Annotated in this window: 26 protein-coding genes and 1 riboswitch; of the genes, 16 read left to right on the top strand and 10 right to left on the bottom strand. The window is 64.3% G+C overall.

The genetic code is table 11. The features are described from left to right. Positions 1 to 25: 25 nt before the first annotated feature. From H9627_RS00580 to H9627_RS00560, 5 genes are all read right to left on the bottom strand, one after another. Positions 26 to 1,117, bottom strand: coding sequence for a ThiF family adenylyltransferase (locus H9627_RS00580; protein WP_191732090.1), 1,092 nt, complete (start codon positions 1,115 to 1,117; stop codon positions 26 to 28). Further along, the gene (locus H9627_RS00575) at positions 1,118 to 1,897 is read right to left on the bottom strand and encodes a thiazole synthase (protein ID WP_191732089.1); all 780 of its coding nucleotides are present in this window, start codon (positions 1,895 to 1,897) and stop codon (positions 1,118 to 1,120) included. It abuts the gene before it with no gap. 3 nt (positions 1,898 to 1,900) lie between these two features. Beyond that, the gene (thiS, locus tag H9627_RS00570) at positions 1,901 to 2,101 is read right to left on the bottom strand and encodes a sulfur carrier protein ThiS (RefSeq protein WP_191732088.1); all 201 of its coding nucleotides are present in this window, start codon (positions 2,099 to 2,101) and stop codon (positions 1,901 to 1,903) included. Next, a complete protein-coding gene (gene thiO / locus H9627_RS00565) occupies positions 2,098 to 3,168 on the bottom strand; it encodes a glycine oxidase ThiO (RefSeq protein ID WP_191732087.1) in 1,071 nt (356 codons plus the stop codon). The genes thiS and thiO overlap by 4 nt, the downstream gene beginning before the upstream one ends. Then, positions 3,165 to 3,815, bottom strand: coding sequence for a thiamine phosphate synthase (locus H9627_RS00560; RefSeq protein WP_191732086.1), 651 nt, complete (start codon positions 3,813 to 3,815; stop codon positions 3,165 to 3,167). Before H9627_RS00560 ends, thiO begins: the two co-directional genes overlap by 4 nt. Continuing rightward, positions 3,815 to 3,929, bottom strand: a riboswitch (TPP riboswitch). (Overlaps the previous gene by 1 nt.) Positions 3,930 to 4,168: 239 nt before the next feature. Between H9627_RS00560 and rplS the strand changes: the two genes are divergently transcribed. Beyond that, a complete protein-coding gene (rplS, locus tag H9627_RS00555) occupies positions 4,169 to 4,510 on the top strand; it encodes a 50S ribosomal protein L19 (RefSeq protein WP_191732085.1) in 342 nt (113 codons plus the stop codon). Positions 4,511 to 4,695: 185 nt separating this feature from the next. Here rplS and H9627_RS00550 read toward each other — a convergent pair whose 3' ends face one another. Further along, positions 4,696 to 5,742, bottom strand: a complete 1,047-nt coding sequence (locus tag H9627_RS00550) for a CNNM domain-containing protein (protein ID WP_191732084.1) — start codon at positions 5,740 to 5,742, stop codon at positions 4,696 to 4,698. 3 nt (positions 5,743 to 5,745) lie between these two features. Next, the gene (locus tag H9627_RS00545) at positions 5,746 to 7,146 is read right to left on the bottom strand and encodes a hemolysin family protein (RefSeq protein ID WP_191732083.1); all 1,401 of its coding nucleotides are present in this window, start codon (positions 7,144 to 7,146) and stop codon (positions 5,746 to 5,748) included. Positions 7,147 to 7,369: 223 nt separating this feature from the next. Between H9627_RS00545 and H9627_RS00540 the strand changes: the two genes are divergently transcribed. Next, a complete protein-coding gene (locus H9627_RS00540; protein ID WP_225213321.1) occupies positions 7,370 to 7,966 on the top strand; it encodes a nucleoside/nucleotide kinase family protein in 597 nt (198 codons plus the stop codon). Here the strand turns inward: H9627_RS00540 and H9627_RS00535 are convergent, their stop codons facing one another. Continuing rightward, on the bottom strand, positions 7,967 to 9,712 hold the full coding sequence (locus H9627_RS00535; protein ID WP_191732081.1) for an ABC transporter ATP-binding protein: 1,746 nt from the start codon (positions 9,710 to 9,712) through the stop codon (positions 7,967 to 7,969). It lies immediately after the preceding gene. Between the two features lie 96 nt (positions 9,713 to 9,808). Here H9627_RS00535 and lepB point away from each other — a divergent pair, with 96 nt between their 5' ends. The 9 genes from lepB to H9627_RS00490 all read left to right on the top strand — a co-directional run bounded on the left by lepB (position 9,809) and on the right by H9627_RS00490 (position 17,609). Next, entirely contained in the window at positions 9,809 to 10,624 is an 816-nt protein-coding gene (gene lepB, locus H9627_RS00530; RefSeq protein WP_191732080.1) for a signal peptidase I, read from the top strand. A 66-nt stretch (positions 10,625 to 10,690) separates the two neighbouring features. Further along, positions 10,691 to 11,386, top strand: a complete 696-nt coding sequence (locus H9627_RS00525) for a ribonuclease HII (protein ID WP_191732079.1) — start codon at positions 10,691 to 10,693, stop codon at positions 11,384 to 11,386. Further along, positions 11,376 to 11,681 (top strand): DUF2469 domain-containing protein, encoded by a 306-nt coding sequence (locus H9627_RS00520; protein ID WP_191732078.1) that lies wholly within the window; start codon positions 11,376 to 11,378, stop codon positions 11,679 to 11,681. Before H9627_RS00525 ends, H9627_RS00520 begins: the two co-directional genes overlap by 11 nt. 96 nt (positions 11,682 to 11,777) lie before the next feature. Next, complete coding sequence (locus tag H9627_RS00515; protein ID WP_191732077.1) at positions 11,778 to 12,251, top strand: hypothetical protein; 474 nt, start codon at positions 11,778 to 11,780, stop codon at positions 12,249 to 12,251. Between the two features lie 313 nt (positions 12,252 to 12,564). After that, positions 12,565 to 13,155, top strand: a complete 591-nt coding sequence (locus H9627_RS00510) for an excalibur calcium-binding domain-containing protein (RefSeq protein ID WP_191732076.1) — start codon at positions 12,565 to 12,567, stop codon at positions 13,153 to 13,155. Between the two features lie 163 nt (positions 13,156 to 13,318). Beyond that, positions 13,319 to 13,687, top strand: coding sequence for a YraN family protein (locus H9627_RS00505; protein ID WP_191732075.1), 369 nt, complete (start codon positions 13,319 to 13,321; stop codon positions 13,685 to 13,687). Beyond that, positions 13,674 to 15,197: a YifB family Mg chelatase-like AAA ATPase gene (locus H9627_RS00500; RefSeq protein ID WP_191732074.1), complete on the top strand. Its 1,524-nt coding sequence runs from the start codon at positions 13,674 to 13,676 to the stop codon at positions 15,195 to 15,197. Before H9627_RS00505 ends, H9627_RS00500 begins: the two co-directional genes overlap by 14 nt. 5 nt (positions 15,198 to 15,202) lie before the next feature. Further along, positions 15,203 to 16,405, top strand: coding sequence for a DNA-processing protein DprA (dprA, locus tag H9627_RS00495; RefSeq protein ID WP_191732442.1), 1,203 nt, complete (start codon positions 15,203 to 15,205; stop codon positions 16,403 to 16,405). Between the two features lie 313 nt (positions 16,406 to 16,718). Then, positions 16,719 to 17,609: a tyrosine recombinase XerC gene (locus H9627_RS00490; RefSeq protein WP_191732073.1), complete on the top strand. Its 891-nt coding sequence runs from the start codon at positions 16,719 to 16,721 to the stop codon at positions 17,607 to 17,609. On the opposite strand, the gene H9627_RS00485 is transcribed toward H9627_RS00490, so the two are convergent. Then, complete coding sequence (locus H9627_RS00485; RefSeq protein WP_404826181.1) at positions 17,557 to 18,141, bottom strand: M23 family metallopeptidase; 585 nt, start codon at positions 18,139 to 18,141, stop codon at positions 17,557 to 17,559. The two genes, H9627_RS00490 and H9627_RS00485, sit on opposite strands and share 53 nt — an antisense overlap. Before the next feature lie 384 nt (positions 18,142 to 18,525). On the opposite strand from H9627_RS00485, the gene rpsB reads away from it, so the two are divergent. The 5 genes from rpsB to H9627_RS00460 all read left to right on the top strand — a co-directional run bounded on the left by rpsB (position 18,526) and on the right by H9627_RS00460 (position 23,153). Beyond that, entirely contained in the window at positions 18,526 to 19,404 is an 879-nt protein-coding gene (gene rpsB / locus H9627_RS00480) for a 30S ribosomal protein S2 (protein ID WP_191732072.1), read from the top strand. Positions 19,405 to 19,616: 212 nt separating this feature from the next. Continuing rightward, positions 19,617 to 20,444: a translation elongation factor Ts gene (gene tsf, locus H9627_RS00475; protein ID WP_191732071.1), complete on the top strand. Its 828-nt coding sequence runs from the start codon at positions 19,617 to 19,619 to the stop codon at positions 20,442 to 20,444. Positions 20,445 to 20,747: 303 nt separating this feature from the next. Continuing rightward, entirely contained in the window at positions 20,748 to 21,479 is a 732-nt protein-coding gene (gene pyrH, locus H9627_RS00470) for a UMP kinase (RefSeq protein WP_191732070.1), read from the top strand. Positions 21,480 to 21,546: 67 nt separating this feature from the next. Then, entirely contained in the window at positions 21,547 to 22,104 is a 558-nt protein-coding gene (gene frr, locus H9627_RS00465; RefSeq protein ID WP_191732069.1) for a ribosome recycling factor, read from the top strand. A gap of 155 nt (positions 22,105 to 22,259) precedes the next feature. Next, on the top strand, positions 22,260 to 23,153 hold the full coding sequence (locus tag H9627_RS00460) for a phosphatidate cytidylyltransferase (protein ID WP_191732068.1): 894 nt from the start codon (positions 22,260 to 22,262) through the stop codon (positions 23,151 to 23,153). An 88-nt stretch (positions 23,154 to 23,241) separates the two neighbouring features. Here H9627_RS00460 and H9627_RS00455 read toward each other — a convergent pair whose 3' ends face one another. Then, entirely contained in the window at positions 23,242 to 23,676 is a 435-nt protein-coding gene (locus tag H9627_RS00455) for a LapA family protein (RefSeq protein ID WP_191732067.1), read from the bottom strand. Positions 23,677 to 23,776 lie beyond the last annotated feature (100 nt).

Genomic DNA, 23,776 nt, shown 5'->3' with positions numbered 1-23,776 from the left:
CTAACACCCTGCAGATCCCGGCCGCTCACCCCAGCGCGTTGATCCCACCGGGGAGGTTGACCAGGTCATAACCCAGGTCGGCGTACCGCTCCACAAAGGTGGCGCTGCGAACCCCGGAGGCGCAGTGCACCACCACGCGCCGGGCATCGCGTCGGGCATCGCACCGCACGTCATCGAGGGCATGTCGCACGGTGTCCACACCGGTGATCTCCGACAGCGGCAGGCGCACCGGATCCAGGTCGGCGAGTGAATCATTGAGCAGGTATTCATGCGGTTCCCGGATGTCCAGGAGCACCGCCGCGCCGGATCGGACCTGATCGAGCAGCTCCTCGGGGGAGGGGCCGACCGCGCACACCGCATCGTTGTAGCTCGGCTGGAGTCTAGTGACGCGGTCACGCGCCGGGTCCGCTCCCACTGTGAAGCTGCGGGTGGTGGAGGTCAGGGCGTCGTAGCTGAGTATGCGGCCCGGGTGGGTGGGTAGTCCTGCGAGGAACTTGATGGCCTCGGTGGCCATGAGCGCACCGATGGTGGCAGTGGTGGCACCGAGGACACCGGCGGTGGCACAGTCGGGGATGGAATCGCCGGTGGGTTGGACGGGAAAGAGATCACGTAGGCCCACACCATTGGCGAACAGGCAGACATCCCCGCGGAAACGCAGCACGGTACCCCACACCAGGGGAGTGCCGGTGATCTCGGCGGCATCGGCCACCAAGTATTTGGTGGCAAAGGAATCGGATCCGTCGAGTACCAGATCAACCCCGCCGACCAGCTCCACCGCATTGTCCACGGTCAGGCGCTCCTGCAGAGCGGTCACCATGATGTCGGGTTGGAGTTCACCCAGGCGTTCGGCAACCACCTCAACCTTGGGCCGGCCCACATCGGAGGCACCGAAGAGGATCTGCCGGTGGATGTTGGTGATGTCCACGGTGTCATCATCAATGACGGTGATGTGTCCAACGCCAGCGGAGGCGAGCGACTGCATGGCGGGACACCCCAGGCCTCCACCACCGATGACCAGCACATGGGCACGGTGGAGACGTTCCTGCTGCTCCATGCCCCATCCAGGCAGCGCCAACTGGCGGGCGGTGCGGCGCAATTCGGTGTTGGGAAGTGCCATCTAGAGCACCTGATCCGACCAGGACGCCAGCCCGTCGAAGCTGGAGGAGGCCACGGCGTGTTCGCGTTTGGGGATGCGGCCGGCTGCACGGGCGAGACGGCCGGCATCGACCGCATAACGCATCGCGCGCGCCATCGCCACCGGGTCCTGGCACCGGTTGACCGCGGAGGCCAGTAGCACCCCGTCGCAGCCGAGCTCCATCGCCAGTGCGGCGTCGGAGGCGGTGCCGACACCGGCGTCGAGAAGCACAGGGACGGTCGCGCGCGAACAGATCAGCTCGATGTTGTGCGGGTTGAGGATGCCCAGGCCGGTGCCGATGGGCGAGCCCAGCGGCATGACCGCGGCACACCCGACATCCTCCAGACGCCTGGCCACCACCGGATCATCGGAGGTATAGGCCAGCACGACGAAGCCCTCGGCGACGAGCAGTTCGCAGGCATCGATGAGTTCGACCACATCGGGCAGCAGGGTGTGCTCATCGGCGATGACCTCCACCTTCACCCAGTTGGTGCCGAGCGCCTCCCGGGCGAGTTTGGCAGTGATCACGGCATCACGTGCGGTGCGGCATCCCGCGGTGTTCGGCAGGGGCGCGATGTCCAGGCGGCGCAGCAGGTCGAAGACGGATTCCCCGGTGGTGGTGGCCGCGTGTCGACGCATCGCCACCGTGGTCAGTTCCGTCCCGGAGGCCACCAGCGACTCCTCCAGCATCGCCATGGAGGTGGCGCCACCGGTGCCCATGATCAGGTGTGAGTCGAAGGTGCGGTCGGCGATGGTGAGCATGGGTTAACCTCCCTGGACGGCGGTGAGAATGTCGATGTGCTGGCCGTCGGCAAGCGGGCGGTCCCACTGGGAGCGGGGCACCACCTCACCGTCCACGGCCACGGCGACCCCGGCATCCGGCAGCTGCCCGAGGGTGTTCTCCACCAGGGCGCTCAGCGTGGTGGCCTGGGTGGTCACGGACTGGTTGTTGAGGGTGATGTTCATGGATGCTCCTTCTGGGTGGCGTGTCGGTGTGGGGCACAGGCATGGAGATCAAGGCCTGGGTCGCGGCGTTCCACCAGTGCCAGGGTTGCCTCGGCGGCCAGGGCGGTCAGCAGGATCCCGTGGCGGAAATACCCGGTGGAGATGATCAGCTGATCATCCACCCGCCCGAGGTACGGCAGATCATCCGGGGTGCCCGGGCGCGCACCGGTGGTGGCCTCCAGGAAATCGCATTCCCCAATGCCGGGGACCAGTCGGGTGGCATCGCGCAGCAGATCATGCACGGCGCCCGCGCGGGGGACAGGACGGTCATCCTCACGTGAGGTCGCCCCGATGGCGAGGGTGCCGTCGGTACGCGGGATGAGATAGACGGCGCGGTCCTCCACGAACCCGCGCACCACCCGGGTGAGCAGCGGGGCGAGATGATCCGGCACGCCCAGGCGCAGGATATCGCCGTAGACCGGGCGCAGCTGCAACCCCGGATGGAGTGCCGCTGCCCCCAGACCATTGGCCAGCACCACCTGTTCATCATCGGGGATCGTGGTGGCATGTTCCCGGCGGATGACCACCCCGAGATTGTTCAGCGCATCGAGCAGGGCGGCGGCGAACATCCTGGGGTTGACCTGGTGATCGCCCGGAATGTGCACGGCACCGGCCAGCTGTGGGCTCAGCGCGGGTTCCAACTTCCTGGCCGCACGCAGCGTCAGACGTTCGACTTCCATGCCGTTGGCGGACTGATACTCCGACAACTGCGCCAGATGCGCCGCATCCGCCCGGTCCGCAGCCAGCACCAGGGTGCCCTCGGTGCGGTACCCGGTGGGCAGGTCGGTGTGCTTGTCGACGACCCGGAGCAACCCCGGATACAGCGCGGCCGAGCGCAGCATCAACGGGAACAAGGCCTCCTGCCGGTAGATCACCTCCGCAACCGGGGCCAGCATCCCACCGGCGTGGTGGGTGGCACCGGATGCGGGATCCGGGTCCATCAGGGTCACCGCATGACCTGCATCCGCCAGCCGGACCGCGGTGGCAAGACCCACCAGACCACCACCGACGACGGTGACACTACTCATCGGCGTCCCTCCCCGAAACCGGTGAGCAGACGCTGGACGTAGCGGGTCGGATCGTCGGATTCCATGAGGCCACGCACCACCGCCAGACCGGCGACACCGGTGTGGGCAAGCGCGGGGGCATCATCGGCGGTGACATCCCCGATGGCCACCACCGGAACCTGGGAAAGCTCCACCAGCTCCCGGTAACCCGCCAGACCCAGCGGCGGGCGACCGGAATCCTTGGTGGGGGTCGGGCGGAACGGTCCCGCGCCGATGTAGTCGAGCACGTCCGCGTGCTCATTGGCTGCCTCCACCAGTGCCCTGGTGCCGGTGGTCAGACCGATGATGGCATCCTCACCCAGCAGGGCACGGACATCACGGACGTGCAGATCATCCTGTCCGACATGCACCCCGTGGACGGGGAGACCGCGGTGGCGCAGGGCGAGGGCGATGTCGATGCGGTCGTCGACAAGCACATGGGCGGTCTCACCCACGGCAAGCGCGACGGCCTCGGTCAGTGCGTAGAGCTCACGCGCGGTAATCGGTTTGCTGCGCACCTGCACCATGCGGGCCCCACCGGCCACAGCGCGGCGGGCGACATCGACAATGTGGTCACGGCTGCCCCGGCCGGTGATGAAATAGCAACGTGGATCAGGGGTGGGACGCATGTCCTTGTACGCCTCTCTTCCTTCGCTGGTGCTAACCAGACAGGTTCATACGGTCCTCGCGCGGCAAGACAGCGCAATCTCAGCCCGGTGCCCCGGGCGCCCGTGGGGGTTGGGACCTGAGTGTAGATGATGTGGTGCACGCCGTGAAGGGAGGGGGCGGGATTTGATATCAGCCACGCAGACATGAAACAATGTTCAGGTTGACTGTGCGTATCGCGGTGCCTTCTGCACAGAAGGGGTTGCGGTAGGCCGCAGTGGCGCAAAATTGAAACGGATACGAACCGGCCGAGCGCCCCACCACAGGGGAAGTGCCGCCAGGGTCCTCTTTCCCTAACTGTCAAAGGACTGTCTACATGAACATTCTGGATAAGGTCGACTCCGCATACCTGCGCGACGACGTTCCTGCTTTCCGCCCCGGTGACACCCTCGACGTTCACGTCAAGGTCATCGAAGGTACCAACACCCGTACCCAGCTCTTCAAGGGTGTTGTCATCCGCCGTCAGGGCAGTGGCATCCGTGAGACCTTCACCGTGCGTAAGGTCTCCTTCGGTATCGGCGTCGAGCGTACCTTCCCGGTTCACTCCCCGAACCTGGAGAAGATCGAGGTCATCCGTCGTGGTGACGTCCGTCGCGCCAAGCTGTACTACCTGCGCGAACTGCGCGGTAAGGCTGCCCGCATCAAGGAGAAGCGCTAATTACTGCGCCCGTGATCTGACCATCCGGGTGACCGTGGCTACAGCTGCGGCTGCCTAGGATGTGATGATTTCACCCCTGTGTCCATCTGCTCTTTGCAGAAGGTCACAGGGGTTTTCTCGTGTCCATGGTGAGGTGTGGTGGCCTGCGCAATCCCGGTAGGGGTTGGGCAGACCACCCACACTCATCAGCTGCGGCTGCGGCCCAGTTCCTCCTCGATGCTGGGCCACAGCTGGTGGAGGATGTACTCCCAGGTGATGACGCCGCGCACGGTGTAACCGTTGTTCACGGAGATCACCGCCGCAAGCTGTTCATTCTCACTCTGCATCCGCTCCAACCCTTCCTGGATGGTGGCGGTCTCCGGCAGGGTCAGCACCGGGCGCGACCATTCCAGGGCCGGGGTGGATTTGTCCGAGAGCAGTGTGTCGCGGGCATGCACCACGTGGGGAACATCCCAGGTGGGGTCCTCGAGGAGTACCCGCAGCTGTCCGGATTCGGCGGCGGTGCGTTGGATATCGCGGACGGTGGCTGTGGACGGCAGCGACCGCATCTGGTTGACGGGGGAATCCACCGCCTCACCCACGGTGGTCAGATCCAGGGCGATGACCCCGGTGATCTGGGTGGCGGAGACATCATCGAGGGTGCCGGTGACGCGGGAATGCTCCACGAGCATCCGCAGGGTGTCGGCATCGTATCCCCGGGCTGCGGCGCGTTCCACCGGTTTCTCACCGGCGGCCTCCACCAGACGGTTGGCCATCCTGTTGATCCAGGACAGCAGGGGACGGAAGATGTTGATGAACCCGCGGGCCGGCAGGGCGATGAGTTTCACCGCTGATTCCGGGTGGGTGATCGCCCAGGATTTCGGGGCCATCTCACCGATCACCAGGTGCAGGAAGGTGACGATGAACAGCGCCAGGATGAAGGCGATGACATCGGCGACCGCTAGTGGGATCCCCAGGGCTTCGAAGGCGGGCATCATCGAATAGTGCACCCATGGTTTGGTCACGGCACCCAGGGCGAAGGTACACCCCGTAATACCCAGCTGCGCACCCGCGAGCATGAGGGTCAGTTCATTGAGGCTGCGCAGCGCGGCGCGGGAGGAGGCAGAGGTCTCCGCGGTCTCCTCCAGACGGTTGCGACGCACTGCCAGCAGCGCAAATTCGATGATGACAAAGAAACCGGACAACACGATCAGCAGGATCGTCACCGGTAGAGCGATATACCATTCGGTCATGTTCTAGCGACCCTCCTCGGTGGTGCGATTGGTGGCGTGTCCGTCTGCCGGGTGGTCCTCGATGAGGGTCAGCTGCACGGTGGCGGGCACATTGCGTTCGATGGATTCGATCCGGATGCGCAGGATGCGGACCGGGGGTTCGCTGTGGTCGATGAAGTCCTCGGGTTCTGCGGCCAGGGGGATGTCGTGGATCTCGCCGGCGTCGACAAGCCCACCGGCGTGGGAGAGCAACAGCCCGGAGATTGTCTCGAACTCGCCCTCGGGGAGGTCGTGGCCGATGGCCCGTTCCACCTCATCGAGTGGGGTGTCACCGTCGACAAGCCACTGGTCCTCACGTGTTTCGGTGATGTCCTCGCTCTCGGGGAGGTCGTGTTCGTCGCTGACATCGCCGAGGATCTCCTCGGCCAGGTCCTCCAGGGTGATGATGCCGATGAAGCCACCGTATTCATCGATGACGCAGGCCATCTTCTCCTCCTGTCCGATCAGTTCGTCCACCACATCGGGCAGGGTCATCAGTTCAGGGACCACCACGGCGGGGCGTGCCAGGGTGGTGGCCGGGGTGGTGTCGGGGAGGTCTGTGGCCAACACATCGACCAGGTGGAGGACGCCGGTGGGCACGTGGTCCTCGTCGATGACGGGGTAACGGCTGTGGGCCACGGCCATGAGAGCCCGGGCCTCACCCAGGGTGTTGTCAGGGGACAGCACGTCGGTGCGTGAGCGTGGGATCATCGCGTGCCCGACGGTGTGGTCGGGGAAGTCCAGCAGGCGGTCCAGCACGAGGAAGGTGCTGTCATCGAGGTCACCACTCAGACGTGAGGTGGAGACAATATGTTCCAGGTCCTCGGCGGTGGCGGAGGAGTCGATGTCCTCCACCGGTTCAATCCGCATGAGTTTCAGCAGTGCGTTGGAGGAGACGTCGAAGAATTTGATCAACCAACCGCTGCCCTTCAGGTAGATCGAAGTCGACGGGGCCAGGGCTAGAGAGGATTTCATCGGGGCCGCGATGGTGTAGTTCTTCGGGAACAGTTCACCGAAGATCATCTGGATCACGGTCGACAGTGCCAGCGCCAGGACGGTGCCCACACCGACGGAGACGGCGGTGGGCACACCCACGCCGCCGAGGAGGACACCGAGGGATTCACCGACGAGGGGTTCGGCGATGAAGCCGACGAGCAGGCCGGTGACGGTGATGCCCAGCTGCGCACCGGAGAGCATGAAGGAGGTCCGGTTGGTGATGGCCAGGGCCTGGGTTGCCTTCTTGTCCCCGGCGTCGGCACGGGCGCGCAGCTGTGTGCGGTCCACCGACATGTAGGCGAATTCCTGGGCCACGAAGTAACCGTTGATCACGATGATCACGGCGATGACCACTAAGCCGAGCAGAAGGGTGAGTGCGGCACCTATCATTTGTTCACCCGCCTCAACACGTCGAAGTCAGTGTGGGCGGGCCAGATAGATCGCGCGGGAGGCTCCATTAGGAGTCGATACCTCATTCATTCTCTCGGGGGACGCAGGGCCGATCAGGTGACCGGACCCGCGGGAAATACCGATAGTGTACAGAAAAGTACCCTCTTGTGCGATGGGGCGGAATCCCGGTGTGATCAGGTGTCTCTCATCTAGTGTGGAGTTCATGATCATCGCAGTCGAGGGGCCGAGCGCCGCCGGTAAGACCACCTTCTGCCGGGGGCTGGACCAGACCTTTGTCACGGAGTATCGGCCCACGGGCAGGGAACCGGACAGCGACGATCCGCAGGTGCCGGCCCATTATTGGGCGAATGTGAGCACCTCCCGGTGGAATGCCGCCAGAATGCTGGAGGGTGATACCGGGCTGGCGGTGTGTGATTCCGATCCCATGAAACTGCACCACACCTGGTCCCTCGCCCGGATCGGGGCGGTGCCGGCCGAGCGTTTCGAGATCGAGAGCGTGCTGGTTCGGGAAGCCCTGGTGGAAAAACGCATCGGTTTCGTCGACACCGTGCTGGTGGATTTCCCCGCACCCGAGGTCCTCCGGGACCGCCGGGACACGGACACCTCGCGTGAGCGCACCGACTTCGAGTTCCACCTCCAGCTCATTGAACCGATGCGTGAATGGTACCGGGCGTTGGACTCGGTTGATCCGGGGCGTGTGCTGGGGTGGGACGTGGATATCGACACGCTGCGTCCCCGGGACCGCCGCTATGACGCGTCGCTTTTCGACGCCCTCCTCGCCGCCCTTCCATCCCTGTGACTATTTGTCCAGCAGCTGCCGGGAGGCCAGATCCCGGTAGATCGGGCTGCTGACCAGCAACTCGGCGTGGGTGCCCGTGGCGGCCACGCGTCCGCCCTCGATGACGATGATCTGATCCGCATCGGTGACGGTGGACAGGCGGTGGGCGACCACCACGAGGGTGCGGTCCTCGGCGATGGCGTCGATGGAATCGAGGATGAGCTGTTCATTCTGGGAGTCCACCGCACTGGTGGGTTCATCCAGCAGCAGCACCGGGGTGTCCATAAGGAGCATGCGTGCCAGAGCCAGACGCTGGCGCTGACCACCGGACAGACTCAACCCCCGGTCACCCAGAACGGTGTCCAACCCGTCGGCCTCCTCCATGCGGGACCGCAGATTCACCTGGTCCAGAGCCCACCAGCACCGCTCATCGCTGGCGTCGGCGGACCCCAGCAGCAGGTTCTCCCGGACGGTTCCGGACAGCACCGCGGCCTCCTGTTCCACATAGCCGATGACGCTGCGCACCGAGGCCCGGGACAGCTCTGCGGTGTCCTGACTACCCAGCAGGATGCGACCGGAATCAATGTCGTAGAACCGCTCGATCAGTGCCAGGGTGGTGGATTTACCCGACCCCGAGGGACCGACGAACGCCGTCTTCTTCCCGGCCGGGATGTGGAAACTGACATCCTCAAGCACCGTGGTCTGTCCGTCGTAGCTGAAGGTGACATTCTCGAAGGTGAGATCCCGGGCGGGTTTCGCCGGTGCACCGGTGGTGGGTTCCGGTTCCTCATCCATGATCTCGGAGATGCGCTCGATGGCACCCATGGCCTGACGCACGGTGGTGATCGCCCCGAAGATCTGGCCCAGGGGCATCGACACCATGAACAGGTACAGCACGAAGGAGACGAGGTCCGCCACGGTGATATCACCGGTGGCCACCCGGGCACCACCGATGCCGAGGACCACCAGGAAACTGCCCTGCATGGCCAGACCGGTGGCAGGACGCAGTGCGGCACTGATCTTGGCCACCACCACACCCATGTCGAAGGCCTCCTGCGCATCGGCGTTGAGGCCCTCCTCCACACGCGGTTCCGCACCGGTGGCGCGGATGGTGCGGATCGCACCCAGGGCGCGGTCCATGTCCGCACCCAGTTCACCCACCGCGGCCTGGGCCTTCTTGGTGTATTTCTGGATCAGGCGGGACACACCGATCACCACCACCATGGTGAACACCACCACGCCGAGGACGATGGAGAGCATGAGGACGTCGATAAGCGCCATGAGGATCACCGCACCGATCATCATCACCGTGCCACCGATGGCGTCGATAAGCCCCCCGGTGAACGCGGCGCGGATGAGGGTGGTGTCCGACCCCAGGCGGGTGACCAGGTCGCCGGACCGGTGCCGGTCGTAGACGCGTACCGGCAGGCGCAGCATGCGCGCGGCCAGTTGCCTGCGGGTGGTCAGAACCGCTGATTCCGCGGTCCGGGTCATCACGTACAACTGCAGTGCGCTCACCACGGAGGAGACGATGAGCAGGCCGACCAGGCCCCAGACCAGCGGGGTCACCGACACCTCGCCGATCCGCGAGATGATGTTGTTGATCAGGAGTGGTTGCATCAGCGAGAGCACGGCACCGGCCACCGACAGCACCAGGGCCAGGGTCAGGGCACCCTTGTGGTGGGCGAGCATGCTGAGCAACACCCGGAACGGTGGACGTGATGCGGTGATCACGGCGGGAGAGGGGGTTTTCTGGCTGACAGTCACAACAGACAAGTCTACGTGCCCGTGATACCGGCCAATCCGCCCGTCCGTGCGGTGGTTGCCGGGGATCGTGGCCCGGCGCTGCTAGAGTGAACACCCGTGACTGATTCTGCAGGTGACCCGAACGCCAACGACCCCTCCCAGGCTCCGGAGGATAACGGAGCCGACGGTAGCAGCCGCGCCGGGAAAGAGGGAACGTCCGGGGAATCGGCGCGGAAAACCACCCCGTGGTACATCGAGATCCCCATCGTCGTGGTGCTCACCCTCGTGCTGATCTTCGTACTGCAGACGTTTGTGGGACGTCCCTACATGATCCCCAGTGGTTCGATGGAACCCACTCTCCACGGCTGTGAGGGCTGCACCGGCGACCGCATCATGGTGGAGAAGGTCTCCTACTACTTCACCGATCCCGAGCCGGGTGATGTCGTGGTGTTCAAGGGCACCGATTCCTGGAATGTCGGGTTCACCACCCAGCGCTCGGACAACGCGGCCATCCGCGGTCTGCAGAACCTGGGATCCTATGTGGGCCTTGTGGCCCCGGATGAAAACGACCTGGTCAAGCGCATCATCGCCAGTGGTGGGCAGACCGTGTCCTGCCAGGAGGGTGACCCCGGAATCATGGTTGACGGCGCGAAGGTGGATGACAGCTACACCCTGCAGCCCCTGCAGTACCCGGTGGATCCCAACTCCGGGTCCGAGGCCTGCGGCGGTAACTACTTCGGCCCCATCACCGTGCCGGAGGGCAACTACTTCATGATGGGCGACAACCGCACCAACTCCCTGGATTCCCGCGCCCACATCGGTGATGAGCACCAGGGCACCATCCCGGAGGAGAACATCAAGGGCAAGGTCCAGTTCATCTTCCTGCCGTTCAGCCGCATCGGTGGCGTGGATGACCCGGACATCCAGGGTTAACAGCTCGCTTGTCGACGCCCCCTTCCGCACCACCTGCCACCCGTCCACCCGGGTAGGGGGTGACGCATGGCAACGCTGCGTCGCCTGAAACAGCTGCGCACCTACGAGGTTGCGCTCTCGCGCCACGGGCTCGGCCCCGTCGCCGGTGTGGACGAGGCCGGCAGGGGAGCGTGCTGCGGCCCGATCACCATCGCCGCCTGCATCCTGCCCGACCGGCCCATCGCGGACCTGGCGGTGCTCACCGACTCCAAACAGCTCTCACCTTTGGTACGGGCAAGGCTCATGCCCCTGGTGAAGAAACACGCGGTGGCCTGGTCGGTGATCCACATCTCTGCAGCGGATATCGACCGCTTCGGGATCCAGCACGCCAACATCTCCGGGATGCGCCGTGCCGTGGCCGCCCTGGAGGTGCGCCCCGGTTATGTGCTCACCGACGCCTTCCGCATCCCCGGCCTGCCGTGTCCCTCGCTGCCCATCCTCGGCGGTGACGCCACCGCCCGGTGCATCGCCGCCGCGAGCGTGCTGGCCAAACAGACCCGCGATGAGATCATGACCGGCATGGCGCAGGAGTTTCCCCAGTACGGATTCGCCGGGCACAAGGGATACAGCACCAAGGTGCACATGGATGCGGTGCGCCGTCACGGTGCCAGCCCCCAGCACCGATATAGTTATGCCAACGTGGCGAAGGCACACCGGGAATGGGCACTGGCCCACCCGGGCACCGAGGTTCAAAACACAGGGAAGGTGGAACATGAGCGCTGAGGAACTCGACAACTACGAGGCAGAGGTTGAGCTGTCGCTGTACCGCGAATACCGCGATGTGGTCAGCCAGTTCTCCTACGTTGTGGAAACTGAGCGACGCTTCTACCTGGCCAATGCCGTGCAGCTGATCCCGCACACCAACGGCAACGACGTCTACCACGAGGTCCGCATGTCGGATGCCTGGGTCTGGGACATGTACCGTTCCGCCCGTTTCGTGCGCTATGTCCGGGTGATCACCTACAAGGACGTCAACATCGAGGAATTGGACAAGCCGGACATGATCATCCCGGAGTAGGGACATGAAATAGGACCAGCCCGCGTGACAACTGTTGCTGTGAATAAAACTCAGCAAAATACACGCTCATTCCCAGCAAGGTGCTAGCTTTCTTCTGTGAAGAAATGGTTGAAGGCCACAGTTGGACTTGTGCTGGCCTCGTCTTTAGCACTTGTTAACACTCCTCAGGCCGCTGCATTTTCCAGTGGCAGCAGTAGCTTCGGCTCCTCAACGGGCTCCCCGGAGGATTTTGAATCAGGAGTTAAGGCGTTCTATGAACGTAAGGGCTATGAGATCGTCGAAGCCCCCAAGCTGATTGCCGGATATGCCAGTAAGGTCCGTGACGAACGTGAAGTGACCTACCTGCCGAATGGGAATGGACTTTTTAAGGACAGCTTTGCTCATCTCCTGGAAGGCTATTCTCCCAGTGTGAGCAGGTTGGCACACCATGGACATAACCTCCGTTTTGACCCGGCAAGCTCAGTCGTGATGCCGGCGGATGAAGGCGACAAGGTTGCCGTCGAGGTGGTCAGTGACAACACGTACTACTACGTGGTCACAATCGACTTCAACAATCGGTACCAATGGTAATTTCCTCATCTTTCTTACCCCGCTGTCCCTGGCGACGGCTCCATTCCGACTAACCCCGGCCTCTGTGCCGGGGTTTTCCCGTATCGCAGGTTCGGCGGATTCTAGTGGTCGGTGGGATGGAGAACCCGGTTCTGTGGGGATATCGCTGCCGTTCCCGGGGGGTGGGGTCCCACGGGTCGATACGCAGTGGCCACATCAATGCGGACATGAACACTGCCGGGTAGGTGGGTTGCAGGTGACCCACCAACCCCGTTTGAGGTGGGTTCTGACAGGGGATTCCAAGGTTTGACACAGTGTGTGTCAATATTTATCCATGCGTAGAATACTCACCGGCCTCATCGCCGGCACAGTGGCGGTTGCCGCCACCATCTCCCCAGTTCAGGCATCCTCGGAGAGTGGGCTGTCCAGCCTGGGCTCCAGCGAGGGATACAGTTCTTCCGAGCTGTCCTCCGGTGTGTCCTCCGACGCGGAAGCAGAGGACTCCGGTGAGGAGTTCGCCGCCACCAGCAGCGGGGACGATCTCACCATCGCGATCGCTGTCCTGGCCACCGGTGGCATCATCGCAGCAGGTCTGACCTGGGCTGTTCAGCAGCGACTGATCGCCAACCCACTGCCCGGGATCATCCCCAACCCGCCAGCTCTCCCCGCTCCGGCTCCCGCACCTGCACCAGCTCCCGCACCTGCACCAGCTCCGGCTCCAGCCCCGGCTCCCGCGCCAGCCCCGGTGCAGCGTCAGGCCGCACCGGCACCAGCCCCCGCGCCTGCTCCGGCAGCACGTTCCTACAAGAACTGCACCGCTGTGTGGAACGCCCTCGGCCGATCCATCAAGAGGGGGGAACCGGGTTACGCCAGCCACCTCGACGGGGATAGCGACGGCATCGGTTGCGAGCGGGATCCGCGCTAGAGTAAGCAACCACTGACGGTCTTTCTGTCAAGCCCCATGGGTTCTGGCCTGTGGATGAATCACCTTCATCCCCGGCCCACCTGTGGGGCTTTTGTCATGCCCTTGTCGGGGTGGGGTCTCCCGGGGTCGAATCAGGTCACATGACCGATCGACAGGGGGACACATGAAAACTGAGAAACAGAAACTGGGTGCGGTGGGGGAGAACCTCGTGGCAACCCACTACGTCCGGCGCGGCTACGGGATTGTGGAACGCAATGTCCGCTATCCGTTCGGGGAGCTGGATCTGATCGTGGAGGATTCAGACGGCACGACCGTGTTCGTGGAGGTGAAAACCCGGCGGGGGACGGGGTTTGGTTCGGCCGAGTCGGTGACGGGACGCAAACTCACCCGGATGCGGCGGGCGGCCACCACCTGGCTGCAGGGCAGGCATTACCGCGAGATCCGATTCGACGTGGTCACGGTGGTCATTGATCCCGCCACCGGCGGATATGTGCTGGATCATTATGAGGGGGTTGACGATGGCGCTCGGTAGATCCCTGACCACTGCCCCGTCCGGGGTGAACGCCACCGTCGTGCAGGTGGAGGCCAATGTCGGTGCCGGACTGCCGGGCACCTACGTGGTGGGGCTTCCCGACGCCTCCATCACGGAGAGCCGCGACCGGATCAAGACGGCGGTGATGAACAGCTCCCTGACCTGGCCCAAAACCAAGGTCATCATCAGCCTGTCACCCGCCTCCGTGCGCAAGAGTGGCTCCCACATCGATTTGGCCATGGCCGTGGCGGTGTTGGCCGCGCAGAACAAGGACCGGGATTTCCGGAGCAGGGCCGCCGCCACGATGTTCCTGGGGGAGGTGGCGCTCGACGGGTCCCTGGTGCCGGTCACCGGGGTGCTCCCGGCGTTGCTGGCTGCCCGTGACCACGGGGTGGGGGATGTGGTCATCCCCGCGGGCAACCTCGCCGAGGCAGGCCTCATGGAGAAGCCCCGGGTCCATCTAGCCACCCACCTGCGTGACATTGTCGCCTGGCTGGATGGGCTGATGGATCTGGATCAGGCGTCCCGCGGATTGGATCTGGACGTGGATAACCACCCGGATATGCGTGATGTGGTGGGGCAGCCGGAGGCACGGTTCGCCGCCGAGGTGGCCGCCGCCGGGGGACACCACATGATGATGCTGGGTCCCCCGGGGTCGGGGAAATCCATGATCGCCCAACGCCTGCCTGCACTGTTGCCACCTCTGGATGAGCAACAGCGCATCGAGGCGACCGTGGTGCACTCGGTGGCGGGGCGGACCTTCAACGGGGCGGTGCTGCGTGCCCCGTTCGTGGCTCCCCATCACAGCGTGAGCAGGGCCGCGTTGCTGGGCGGGGGATCGGGCAACCCCATGCCCGGCGCGGTCAGTCTGGCCCACCACGGGGTGTTGTTCCTGGATGAGGTCAGTGATATTCCAGCGTCCACCCTTGATACTCTGCGCACACCGCTGGAATGTGGCAGTGTCCGGATCGTGCGTTCGCGGCAGGACATCACCTTCCCAGCCCGGTTTCAACTGGTGATGGCGGCCAACCCGTGCAGGTGCGGGGCGGAGCAGCCCACCGAGTGCACGTGCACCGGTGCGGCCCGGGCCTCCTATCTCACCAACCTGTCCGGACCGCTGCGGGACCGGCTGGATCTCGTGGTCCGGACACACGCGAAGGGATCGGTGCTCGTTAACACCGGGGAGGAGGCCACCGCGCCGATTGCGGAGAGGGTGCGGGAGGCGCGGCGTCGACAAGCATCCCGGTGGTCGCGGGCCGGACTGCGCGACACGGTCAACGCCACCGTCGACCCGCACCGGATGCGCCGGGAGTTCCCCGCCTCGGAGGAGGCGATGGCGTACCTCGGGGTCTTCCTGGCCGACGGGGTGGTCTCACAACGCGGGGTGGACCGTGCACTGAAACTGTCGTGGACCCTGTGTGACCTCGACGGTGGCGCCAGGCCGGATCTGGATCACGTGGCGCGGGCCCTGGAACTGCGGGGCACGACCGGTGTGGAGGTGGCGGCATGAGCGCGATGATCACCGACCGGCTCAAGGCGTGGGCCTATCTCTCACGCGTGGTGGAGGGGCCGAGCGCGCACCTGCAGGCACTGCTGAAACAGGGGCGCGACCCCGAGGCCATTGCGCATGCGGTGAAACACCGGGAACCGTGGATTGGGGACCTGCTGCGCGAGACGCTGTCCCGGTATGAATGGGATGTGGCCCAGCAGGACCTGGAACAGATCCTCGCGCTGGGTGGTCGGCTCATCACACCGGAGGACCGGGAGTGGCCGGCGACGGAACTCGACCACGCCTTCGGGTTCGCAGCCTCGGGCATGAGTGATCATGTCCGCACCTACCAGGACGATGCCGTCCCACCCCATGCGCTGTGGGTGCGGGGTGGTGACCTGCGATCCCTGACCGCCCAGGCGGTGGCGCTGGTGGGCACCCGGGCGGTCAGTCAGTACGGCCGCGAGGTCACCGCCCTGATCGTGGACAACCTGGTGCCCCACCAGTGGACCATCATCTCCGGCGGGGCGCTCGGGGTGGACACCGTAGCCCACACCACCGCCCTGCGCGCCGGGGGTTCCACCGTGGTGGTTGCCGCATGTGGCCTGGACCGTTCCTACCCGGCCCACAACCGTGCCCTGTTCGAGGAGATCGTGAGCAGGAGTGGGGCCATCGTGACGGAGTATCCCCCGGGTACACCACCGCAGCGACACCGGTTCCTCACCCGCAACCGGCTGGTGGCGGCCCTGTCCCAGGGGACGGTGGTCACCGAGGCGGCGTGGCGTTCCGGGGCGCTGAACACCCTGAGCTGGTGCGCGGGGCTGGGGCGGGTGGCCATGGCGGTGCCGGGACCGGTCACCACAGCCGGGTCCCTCGGCTGCCATGAACGCATCCGCAACGGTCACGCGCAGATGGTGTGCAGTGGTGATGAGATCCGCTCGCTACTGGGGGCGATCGGTGGCATGGATGCCCAGGAGCAGTATGAACTCAACTTTGCGGCCAACCCGATCCAGGGACTCAGCCGAAATGAACTGCGGGTCTACGATGCGCTGGGCCGACACCCACGTGAGGCTGCTGAGGTGGCCACCGAGACAGGTCTGACGCTGGCCCTGGTGATCCATCTGCTGGTGGATCTCAACTCCCGCGGTCTGGTTGCCAGGGAGGGCGTGCGGTGGGTCCGGATCGCTGAACAGGGTGCCGGAGCGGGAGGTGACACCGGTGGTGGGTAGAGCAGAAAAGTGTGGGAAAAGGCTTGCGCGGGGATTCGGGCGCAGATATTGTGGGTGAGGCAAGCCTAAGTAAAGTTCTTCAGGGTTCGGGCTGGTTCCCTGGAGGCCCACCTCATGACCGGGTGGTGGTGTCACTGTGGAAACACGCGGCACCACCACCTGGTTCCGGGGACGCTAGGGTTATGCATCATGGGTGAGTCAGAAGTGAAGGCGGCACGTTCTCCGGTGGACGTGTCGCCTTCTTCTGTTCTCTACAGCTGATGATGGCAGGTAGGGGCCGGTAGCGGCCGACAGGGAAGGACGGGAGGACACGATGGGTGATGACCACAGACATTCACAGATGTCCGAGGCGATCGAGGATTTCTGCGATTACCTCACCCTGGTGGTGGGGCGGTCCGAGGCGACGGTCCGGGGGTACCGGTCGGATCTGCGCCACATGGCTGACACCATCCCCGAACTGACGGATTTCACCCTGCCCAATCTCCGGGCCTGGTTGGGCCGGGCCGTGGAGGAGGGCAAAAGCAGGGCCACGCTGGCCCGGCGTACGGCATCGGTGAAGTCGTTTTCCACCTGGGCGGTCAAGAGCGGTCTCATCGGCGGGGACGAGGCCGCCCGTCTGGTGTCCCCGAAGGTGACGCGCAACCTGCCGCGCGTGTTGGGTGAGGTCCAGGCGGGGGAGTTCATGGGCAGTGCCGCCTCCGGCAGCGAGGATGAGTTCCGCCGCGACAGTGCCATCCTGGAACTGCTGTATGCCACGGGGATGCGTGTCTCCGAACTCTGTGGCCTGGACCTGGGCGATGTGGACCATCACCGGCGGATGGTCCGTGTGCTCGGCAAGGGTGACAAGGAGCGCATGATCCCCTTCGGCAAGGCGGCCGCGGACGCGCTGGAGCAGTGGCTGCAGGTGCGGGACCAGATGGCGAAGGTCGATGACGCGCTGTTCGTCGGGGTGCGCGGGGGGCGTATCGACACCCGGCAGATCCGCCGGATCGTCGAGCGGACGGCGCAGGTCGCCGGGACGGATCACCTCTCACCCCACTCCCTGCGTCACACCGCCGCCACCCACCTCCTCGACGGTGGGGCGGACCTGCGCCAGGTCCAGGAGATGCTGGGGCACTCCTCCCTGCAGACCACTCAGATCTACACCCACGTCAGTTCCCAACGCCTGCTGGAGGCCTTCCGGCAGGCACACCCGCGGGCCTGACCGGTTTCAACCGGATGGTGGGGGTGGGCAGCAGTCCGACGGGGTTGATGTAGTCATCACCGATCCGCGCACCCCACTGCAGTCCGGGGTGGGCGGTGGTCGGGTGCCCCAGCGTCCCGATGGCCTGCTTTACGACGACCGGGTCGCCGGTGGAGACGTGGGCGTGCACCGGCTGGTAGGTGGTGCGCACCCCGTCTGCGTGGTCAATCGAGATCGTCGGGGTGCCGGCCACCATCCCGGCGAATACCACGATGCCGTCACCGGCGCTGACCACCTCCGCGCCGATCTCCAGGGGCAGGTCCACCCCGCGGTGTCCCGGCAACCAGTTGTGCTCCGGTTTGTCGAAGGCCCGCAGCACCGTGCCAGCCCGGGGCAGTCCCGACGCCGGATTGACATAGGCCCGTGCGTCCGACAGGAAGGAAAGCGGTAGCGCCAATACAATAAGGACTGCAAGCAGCGCCCGGAGCAGATGTCGGAGGTGGTGTGTTACGCGCCGCTCATCATGGTGGATCGGATAACTGGTGATTCTCATAGTGTGATGGTCGCCCACAACCGCAGCACTGTCACCGGCGACAACGCGGCCCTGTGGATGGTGGAGCGGTTGTGACCGGTGGGAAGTGATCCGGGGAGGGGTTATCCACAGTCTCCTCCCACCGTTTGGAGGTGCAGGTCAGGCTGTGTAAACTGTTCCCAGCAGTGTGCCCGGATCTGTCCCCGCCCAGGCGGATGAGAGTCCCAGGTCATTGACTACGCGCGGTGGCATTTTGAAGATCTCTTCGAAAACCCAGCTCAACCAGGTCCCAGAACAGTACTTGTTGTGGGTGTTGGGCAGGTAACCCATCGCTAGGGTGCAGGATCAAAACCTGCACAACATTTTTCAAAACCGAAACTCAAAACTTAAAGAAAGGGGCTTACCATGGCAGTCGTAACCATGCGAGAGCTTCTCGATGCTGGTGTGCACTTCGGCCACCAGACCCGCCGCTGGAACCCGAAGATGCGTCGTTTCATCTTCACCGAGCGCAACGGCATCTACATCATCGACCTCCAGCAGACCCTGACCTACATCGATCAGGCCTTCGAGTTCGTCAAGGAGACCGTCGCACACGGTGGCACCATCCTGTTCGTCGGCACCAAGAAGCAGGCCCAGGAAGCTGTCCAGGTTGAGGCAGATCGCGTCGGCATGCCGTACGTGAACCACCGCTGGCTCGGTGGCATGCTCACCAACTTCCAGACCGTGTCCAAGCGTCTGCACCGCATGAAGGAACTCCAGGCAATGGATGCTGCTGAGGACGGCTACGAGGGCCGCACCAAGCGCGAGACCCTCATGCTGACCCGCGAGCGCATCAAGCTGGAGCGCGTCCTCAGCGGTATCGCTGACATGTCCCGCATCCCGTCCGCTCTGTGGATCATCGACACCAACAAGGAGCACATCGCTGTCGCTGAGGCGCACAAGCTGAACATCCCTGTTGTTGCCATCCTGGACACCAACTGCGACCCTGACGTTGTCGACTTCCCGGTTCCGGGCAACGACGATGCCATCCGCGCAACCGCTCTGCTGTCCCGCGTCATCTCCACCGCCGTGGAAGAGGGCAAGAAGGCACGCGAGGAGCGCCAGCTGGCAGCTGCGCGCGACGCCGCCGGCGAGCCCAAGTCCGAGGACGCACCAGCTGAGGCTGCTGCAACCGAAGAGGCACCGGCTACCGAGGCTCCTGCAGCTGAGGCACCGGCAACCGAAGAGGCTCCCGCAACCGAGGCTCCTGCAGCCGAGGCACAGCAGGAGACCGCAGCTGAATAAGCTGTAAACATCAGCTGCACCTTCAAGCCCCCACGACGATGGAACTTTTCACCTAAGAATTTCACGTGACGTGGGGGCTTTTCGGGCAGTCTCCCGCACCGGCTACCGGGTGGTCCATGTACGATCACCTAGGACGGGCGGGCTGGGCCGATGTGCCCTAACCTAGGCTTGTAAAGCATTAATTATCCATACATAAGGAGGATCGCCCCCTAATGGCGAACTACACCGCTGCGGATGTTAAGAAGCTCCGCGAACTCACCGGTTCCGGCATGCTCGACTGCAAGAAGGCCCTGGAGGAGTCCGCTGGAGACTTCGACAAGGCTGTTGAGATCCTGCGCGTCAAGGGCGCCAAGGATGTCGGCAAGCGCGCAGAGCGCAACGCCACCGAGGGTCTGGTTGCCGTCTCCGGCGACACCATGATCGAGGTCAACTCCGAGACCGACTTCGTGGCCAAGAACGATGAGTTCAAGAACTTCGCTGCCAAGATCGCCGAGGCTGCTGCCGCCGCCAAGGCCAACTCCCCTGAGGAGCTTGCAGCAGTGGACGTCGACGGCCAGTCCGCACAGGACGCACTGCAGGAGTTCTCCGCCAAGATCGGCGAGAAGCTCGAGCTGCGTCGTGCAGTCACCCTCGAGGGTGACAACACCGCTGTCTACCTCCACCACCGTTCCGCTGACCTGCCACCATCAGTCGGCGTTCTGGTTGCGTACTCCGGTGAAGGTGCCGAGGCTGAGGCTGCTGCACGTCAGGCTGCCATGCAGATCGCTGCACTGCGCGCCTCCTACCTGACCCGCGAGGACGTCCCCGCCGAGGTCATCGAGAAGGAGCGCTCCATCGCCGAGCAGATCACCCGCGAGGAGGGCAAGCCGGAGCAGGCCATCCCGAAGATCGTTGAGGGTCGCCTCAACGGTTTCTACAAGGAGAACGTGCTCCTGGAGCAGGCTTCCGTCGCTGACAGCAAGAAGACCGTCAAGGCTCTGCTGGACGAGGCTGGCGCCACCGTCACCGCCTTCGCCCGCTTCGAGGTCGGCCAGGCTTAAGCCTGCCACCCGGGGATCCTGATCCCCGGCAGTGGTGACCACCCCGTTTCGGGGAACTCACCACCACCATCAGCCCCGCCCATCGACATTGCTCTGATGCGCGGGGCTGAATCATGTGCACAATCCCCACCAGCCGGTGGGGCCCGCCGTGACACCCTCACACATCTGCGCACCCTACCCGCCGGTGCGCCCATGACACTGTAAGATCAGATGCCAGAAACGGGAATGCCCCAGAGGCATGCCCATGAGACAGACGAAGACCCCAAAGAGGTCTGTCGACAACAACCGAAGGAGAACGCCACGGTGACCACCTCGAGTGCAGAACCCCGCAACAGCTACAAGCGTGTGATGTTGAAGCTCGGAGGTGAAATGTTCGGTGGCGGCAAGGTCGGCATCGACCCCGATGTGGTCGACAATGTCGCCCGCCAGATCGCCGAAGTGGCCAAGAGCGGCGCGGAGATCGCCGTGGTCATCGGCGGTGGCAACTTCTTCCGTGGCGCCGAGCTGCAGCAGCGGGGCATGGACCGCGCCCGCTCGGACTACATGGGCATGCTCGGCACCGTCATGAACTGTCTGGCACTGCAGGACTTCCTCGGACAGCACGGTGTGGAATGCCGCGTCCAGACCGCCATCAACATGGCGCAGGTCGCCGAGCCCTACCTGCCGCTCCGTGCGGAGCGCCACCTGGAGAAGGGCCGCGTGGTCATCTTCGGTGCGGGCATGGGTATGCCGTACTTCTCCACCGACACCACCGCCGCCCAGCGTGCCCTGGAGATCGGCTGCGATGTCCTGCTCATGGCCAAGGCCGTCGACGGTGTGTACAGCGCCGATCCGCGCACGAACCCGGGCGCCGAGCTGTTCACGGAGATCACCCCGAAGGAGGTCATCGAGAAGTCCCTCAAGGTCGCCGATGCCACCGCCTTCAGCCTGTGCATGGACAACAACATGCCGATCCTGGTCTTCAACCTGCTGACCGACGGCAACATTGCCCGCGCCGTCAACGGCGAGCGTATCGGCACGCTCGTCCAGTCCTGATAGATTTGTCTAGAGAACATGGCTTCCGCAAGGAGTCCTGAACTGCGAAAGCACAGGAGAAACTTTAATGATTGATGAGATCCTCTTCGATTCTGAAGAACGCATGTCCAACACCGTGGAGCACACCCGCGAGGACCTGATCACCATTCGTACCGGGCGTGCCAACCCGGCGATGTTCAACGGTGTCCTGGCCGAGTACTACGGCGTGCCCACCCCGATCACCCAGATGTCCAGCATCTCCGTGCCGGAGCCGCGCATGCTGATCATCAAGCCGTACGAGATGACCTCGATGGGTGTCATCGAAAACGCCATCCGCAACTCCGACCTCGGTGTCAACCCCACCAACGACGGCCAGGTGCTCCGCGTGACCATTCCGCAGCTCACCGAGGAACGCCGCCGCGACATGGTCAAGATCGCCAAGGGCAAGGGCGAGGACGGCAAGATCGCCATCCGCAATGTCCGCCGCAAGGGCATGGAGCAGCTGAAGAAGCTCCAGAAGGACGGCGAGTTCGGCGAGGACGAGGTCGCCGCAGCCGAGAAGGAGCTGGACAAGGTCACCGCCCGCTACGTCGAGCAGGTCGATGAGATTGTTGCCCGGAAGGAAGCGGAGTTGATGGAGGTCTAGAGACCCCATCATCTTAGGAGTCGTCGTTTCATCGTCACAGTCAGGGCGGGGGAGCGGCGCTTTCTTCTGTTTCCCGCGTGCCCCGTGGAGTCACCCCTGGGGAAGCGGACGACGCGATCTGCGTTTCATCAGTTTGAACCCCCGAGGAGAACCCCATGAGTGAGCCGGAGCACCATCACCGGACCGTGCGGATGCCCAAACCGAAAAATAGTGCGGGTCGTGATCTCAAGGCCGCGATCGGCGTGGGCGTCGGTCTCGCTCTCCTGGTGATCGCGGGCATCGTGCTCAGCCCCTGGGGCTGGTACCTCGTGGTCGCCGGTGCCGTGGCCGTCGCCACCTGGGAGGTCGGTGGCCGCCTGAAGGAGTCCGGCTACCACCTGCCCATGCCCATCATGATCATCGGCGGGCAGGCCATGGTGTGGTTCTCCTGGCCGTTTGAGACCTCCGGCATCCTGGCCTCCTATGTGGCCACCGTTCTGGTGTTGATGTTCTTCCGGATCTTCTACAACGGCCCGGAGAAGGAGGCCAGGAACTACCTGCGCGATACCTCCGTGGGCATCTTCGTCCTCACCTGGATCCCGCTGTTCGGCAGTTTCGCGGCGATGCTGTCGCTGATGGAGAACAACAACGTCCCCGGAACCTTCTTCATCCTCACCTTCATGTTGTGCGTGGTGGGTTCCGACGTGGGTGGTTATGCAGCGGGCGTGTTCTTCGGCGCCCACCCGATGGCACCGGCGGTCAGCCCGAAGAAGTCCTGGGAGGGTTTCGCCGGTTCCATCCTCCTGGGATCGCTCACCGGTGCGCTTGCGGTGCACTTCCTGCTGCACCACCACTGGTGGCTCGGTGTGATCCTGGGCATCTGCCTGGTCATCTGCGCCACCCTCGGCGACCTGGTGGAATCCCAGTTCAAACGCGACCTCGGCATCAAGGACATGTCCAACCTCCTACCCGGACACGGTGGGCTGATGGACCGTCTCGACGGCATGCTGCCCTCGGCGATGGTCACCTGGCTGATCCTCAGCGTGGTGAGCAGCTCCTACGCGGGGTGACAGGTAGGTTCAAACAGCAAAGGGGGCCCGCCCCGGGGTAGTGGTTCAACCCCCGGCGCGGGCCCCTTCTGTGACTCTCAGGGGACGATCAGGACAGTGCCTTCTGGATCTTCTTGATCTTGCGGCGGTACTCGAACATGCGGACCCCGCCGACCATCGCCATGATCAACGCACCGGTGATGGCACTGAGCAGGTAAGCGACACCCGCTGGGATCTCGAAGGTCCAGGTCAGGATGTTCATCTCCACGGGGGCCTGGTTCTGCAGGATGAAGATGAGCAGGGCCACCAGCAGCAGCGCCCCGACCACGAGTGCGACCCAGGTTCCACCGACCAGGGTGCGTGTGGATGCCGGTGCGGGATCCTGGTGCAGGTTGTCCGGATGGTCAACCGGGTCGGTATCCTCCCCCCGCAGCGCCGGTACCGAGGCGGTAGCATCACCGGCAGGCGGAATATCCCCGGCGTAGGGGGCGGTGTGGGGGTCGGTGTGCGGGACATCGTCGGGATGTGATCGGTCCTTGGTCATAACATCATTGAACTCGCGAACCCGGGATTCCGCCACCTATCCACGCTATTGATACATAACTGATGGACAGTGGGGTGGGCGTCGACAAGCATCCCGTCGG

The organism is Corynebacterium gallinarum, from assembly GCF_014837045.1.
Lineage (GTDB): Bacteria > Actinomycetota > Actinomycetes > Mycobacteriales > Mycobacteriaceae > Corynebacterium > Corynebacterium gallinarum.
The sequence above is the reverse complement of the archived record's forward strand: the minus strand, read 5'-3'. Positions and strand labels throughout refer to the sequence as shown.

Excerpts from the sequence above, each read along its gene's own strand:
- thiO (WP_191732087.1), bottom strand. The coding sequence starts at position 3,168 with ATGAGTAGTGTCACCGTCGTCGGTGGTGGTCTGGTGGGTCTTGCCACC.
- dprA (WP_191732442.1), top strand. The coding sequence starts at position 15,203 with ATGATCACCGACCGGCTCAAGGCGTGGGCCTATCTCTCACGCGTGGTG.
- H9627_RS00550 (WP_191732084.1), bottom strand. The coding sequence starts at position 5,742 with ATGACCGAATGGTATATCGCTCTACCGGTGACGATCCTGCTGATCGTG.
- tsf (WP_191732071.1), top strand. The coding sequence starts at position 19,617 with ATGGCGAACTACACCGCTGCGGATGTTAAGAAGCTCCGCGAACTCACC.
- H9627_RS00485 (WP_404826181.1), bottom strand. The coding sequence starts at position 18,141 with ATGAGAATCACCAGTTATCCGATCCACCATGATGAGCGGCGCGTAACA.
- H9627_RS00500 (WP_191732074.1), top strand. The coding sequence starts at position 13,674 with ATGGCGCTCGGTAGATCCCTGACCACTGCCCCGTCCGGGGTGAACGCC.
- H9627_RS00505 (WP_191732075.1), top strand. The coding sequence starts at position 13,319 with ATGAAAACTGAGAAACAGAAACTGGGTGCGGTGGGGGAGAACCTCGTG.
- frr (WP_191732069.1), top strand. The coding sequence starts at position 21,547 with ATGATTGATGAGATCCTCTTCGATTCTGAAGAACGCATGTCCAACACC.
- H9627_RS00545 (WP_191732083.1), bottom strand. The coding sequence starts at position 7,146 with ATGATAGGTGCCGCACTCACCCTTCTGCTCGGCTTAGTGGTCATCGCC.
- H9627_RS00580 (WP_191732090.1), bottom strand. The coding sequence starts at position 1,117 with ATGGCACTTCCCAACACCGAATTGCGCCGCACCGCCCGCCAGTTGGCG.
- thiS (WP_191732088.1), bottom strand. The coding sequence starts at position 2,101 with ATGAACATCACCCTCAACAACCAGTCCGTGACCACCCAGGCCACCACG.
- rplS (WP_191732085.1), top strand. The coding sequence starts at position 4,169 with ATGAACATTCTGGATAAGGTCGACTCCGCATACCTGCGCGACGACGTT.
- H9627_RS00490 (WP_191732073.1), top strand. The coding sequence starts at position 16,719 with ATGGGTGATGACCACAGACATTCACAGATGTCCGAGGCGATCGAGGAT.
- rpsB (WP_191732072.1), top strand. The coding sequence starts at position 18,526 with ATGGCAGTCGTAACCATGCGAGAGCTTCTCGATGCTGGTGTGCACTTC.
- H9627_RS00575 (WP_191732089.1), bottom strand. The coding sequence starts at position 1,897 with ATGCTCACCATCGCCGACCGCACCTTCGACTCACACCTGATCATGGGC.
- H9627_RS00560 (WP_191732086.1), bottom strand. The coding sequence starts at position 3,815 with ATGCGTCCCACCCCTGATCCACGTTGCTATTTCATCACCGGCCGGGGC.
- H9627_RS00460 (WP_191732068.1), top strand. The coding sequence starts at position 22,260 with ATGAGTGAGCCGGAGCACCATCACCGGACCGTGCGGATGCCCAAACCG.
- H9627_RS00525 (WP_191732079.1), top strand. The coding sequence starts at position 10,691 with ATGGCAACGCTGCGTCGCCTGAAACAGCTGCGCACCTACGAGGTTGCG.
- H9627_RS00510 (WP_191732076.1), top strand. The coding sequence starts at position 12,565 with ATGCGTAGAATACTCACCGGCCTCATCGCCGGCACAGTGGCGGTTGCC.
- H9627_RS00540 (WP_225213321.1), top strand. The coding sequence starts at position 7,370 with ATGATCATCGCAGTCGAGGGGCCGAGCGCCGCCGGTAAGACCACCTTC.
- H9627_RS00455 (WP_191732067.1), bottom strand. The coding sequence starts at position 23,676 with ATGACCAAGGACCGATCACATCCCGACGATGTCCCGCACACCGACCCC.
- H9627_RS00520 (WP_191732078.1), top strand. The coding sequence starts at position 11,376 with ATGAGCGCTGAGGAACTCGACAACTACGAGGCAGAGGTTGAGCTGTCG.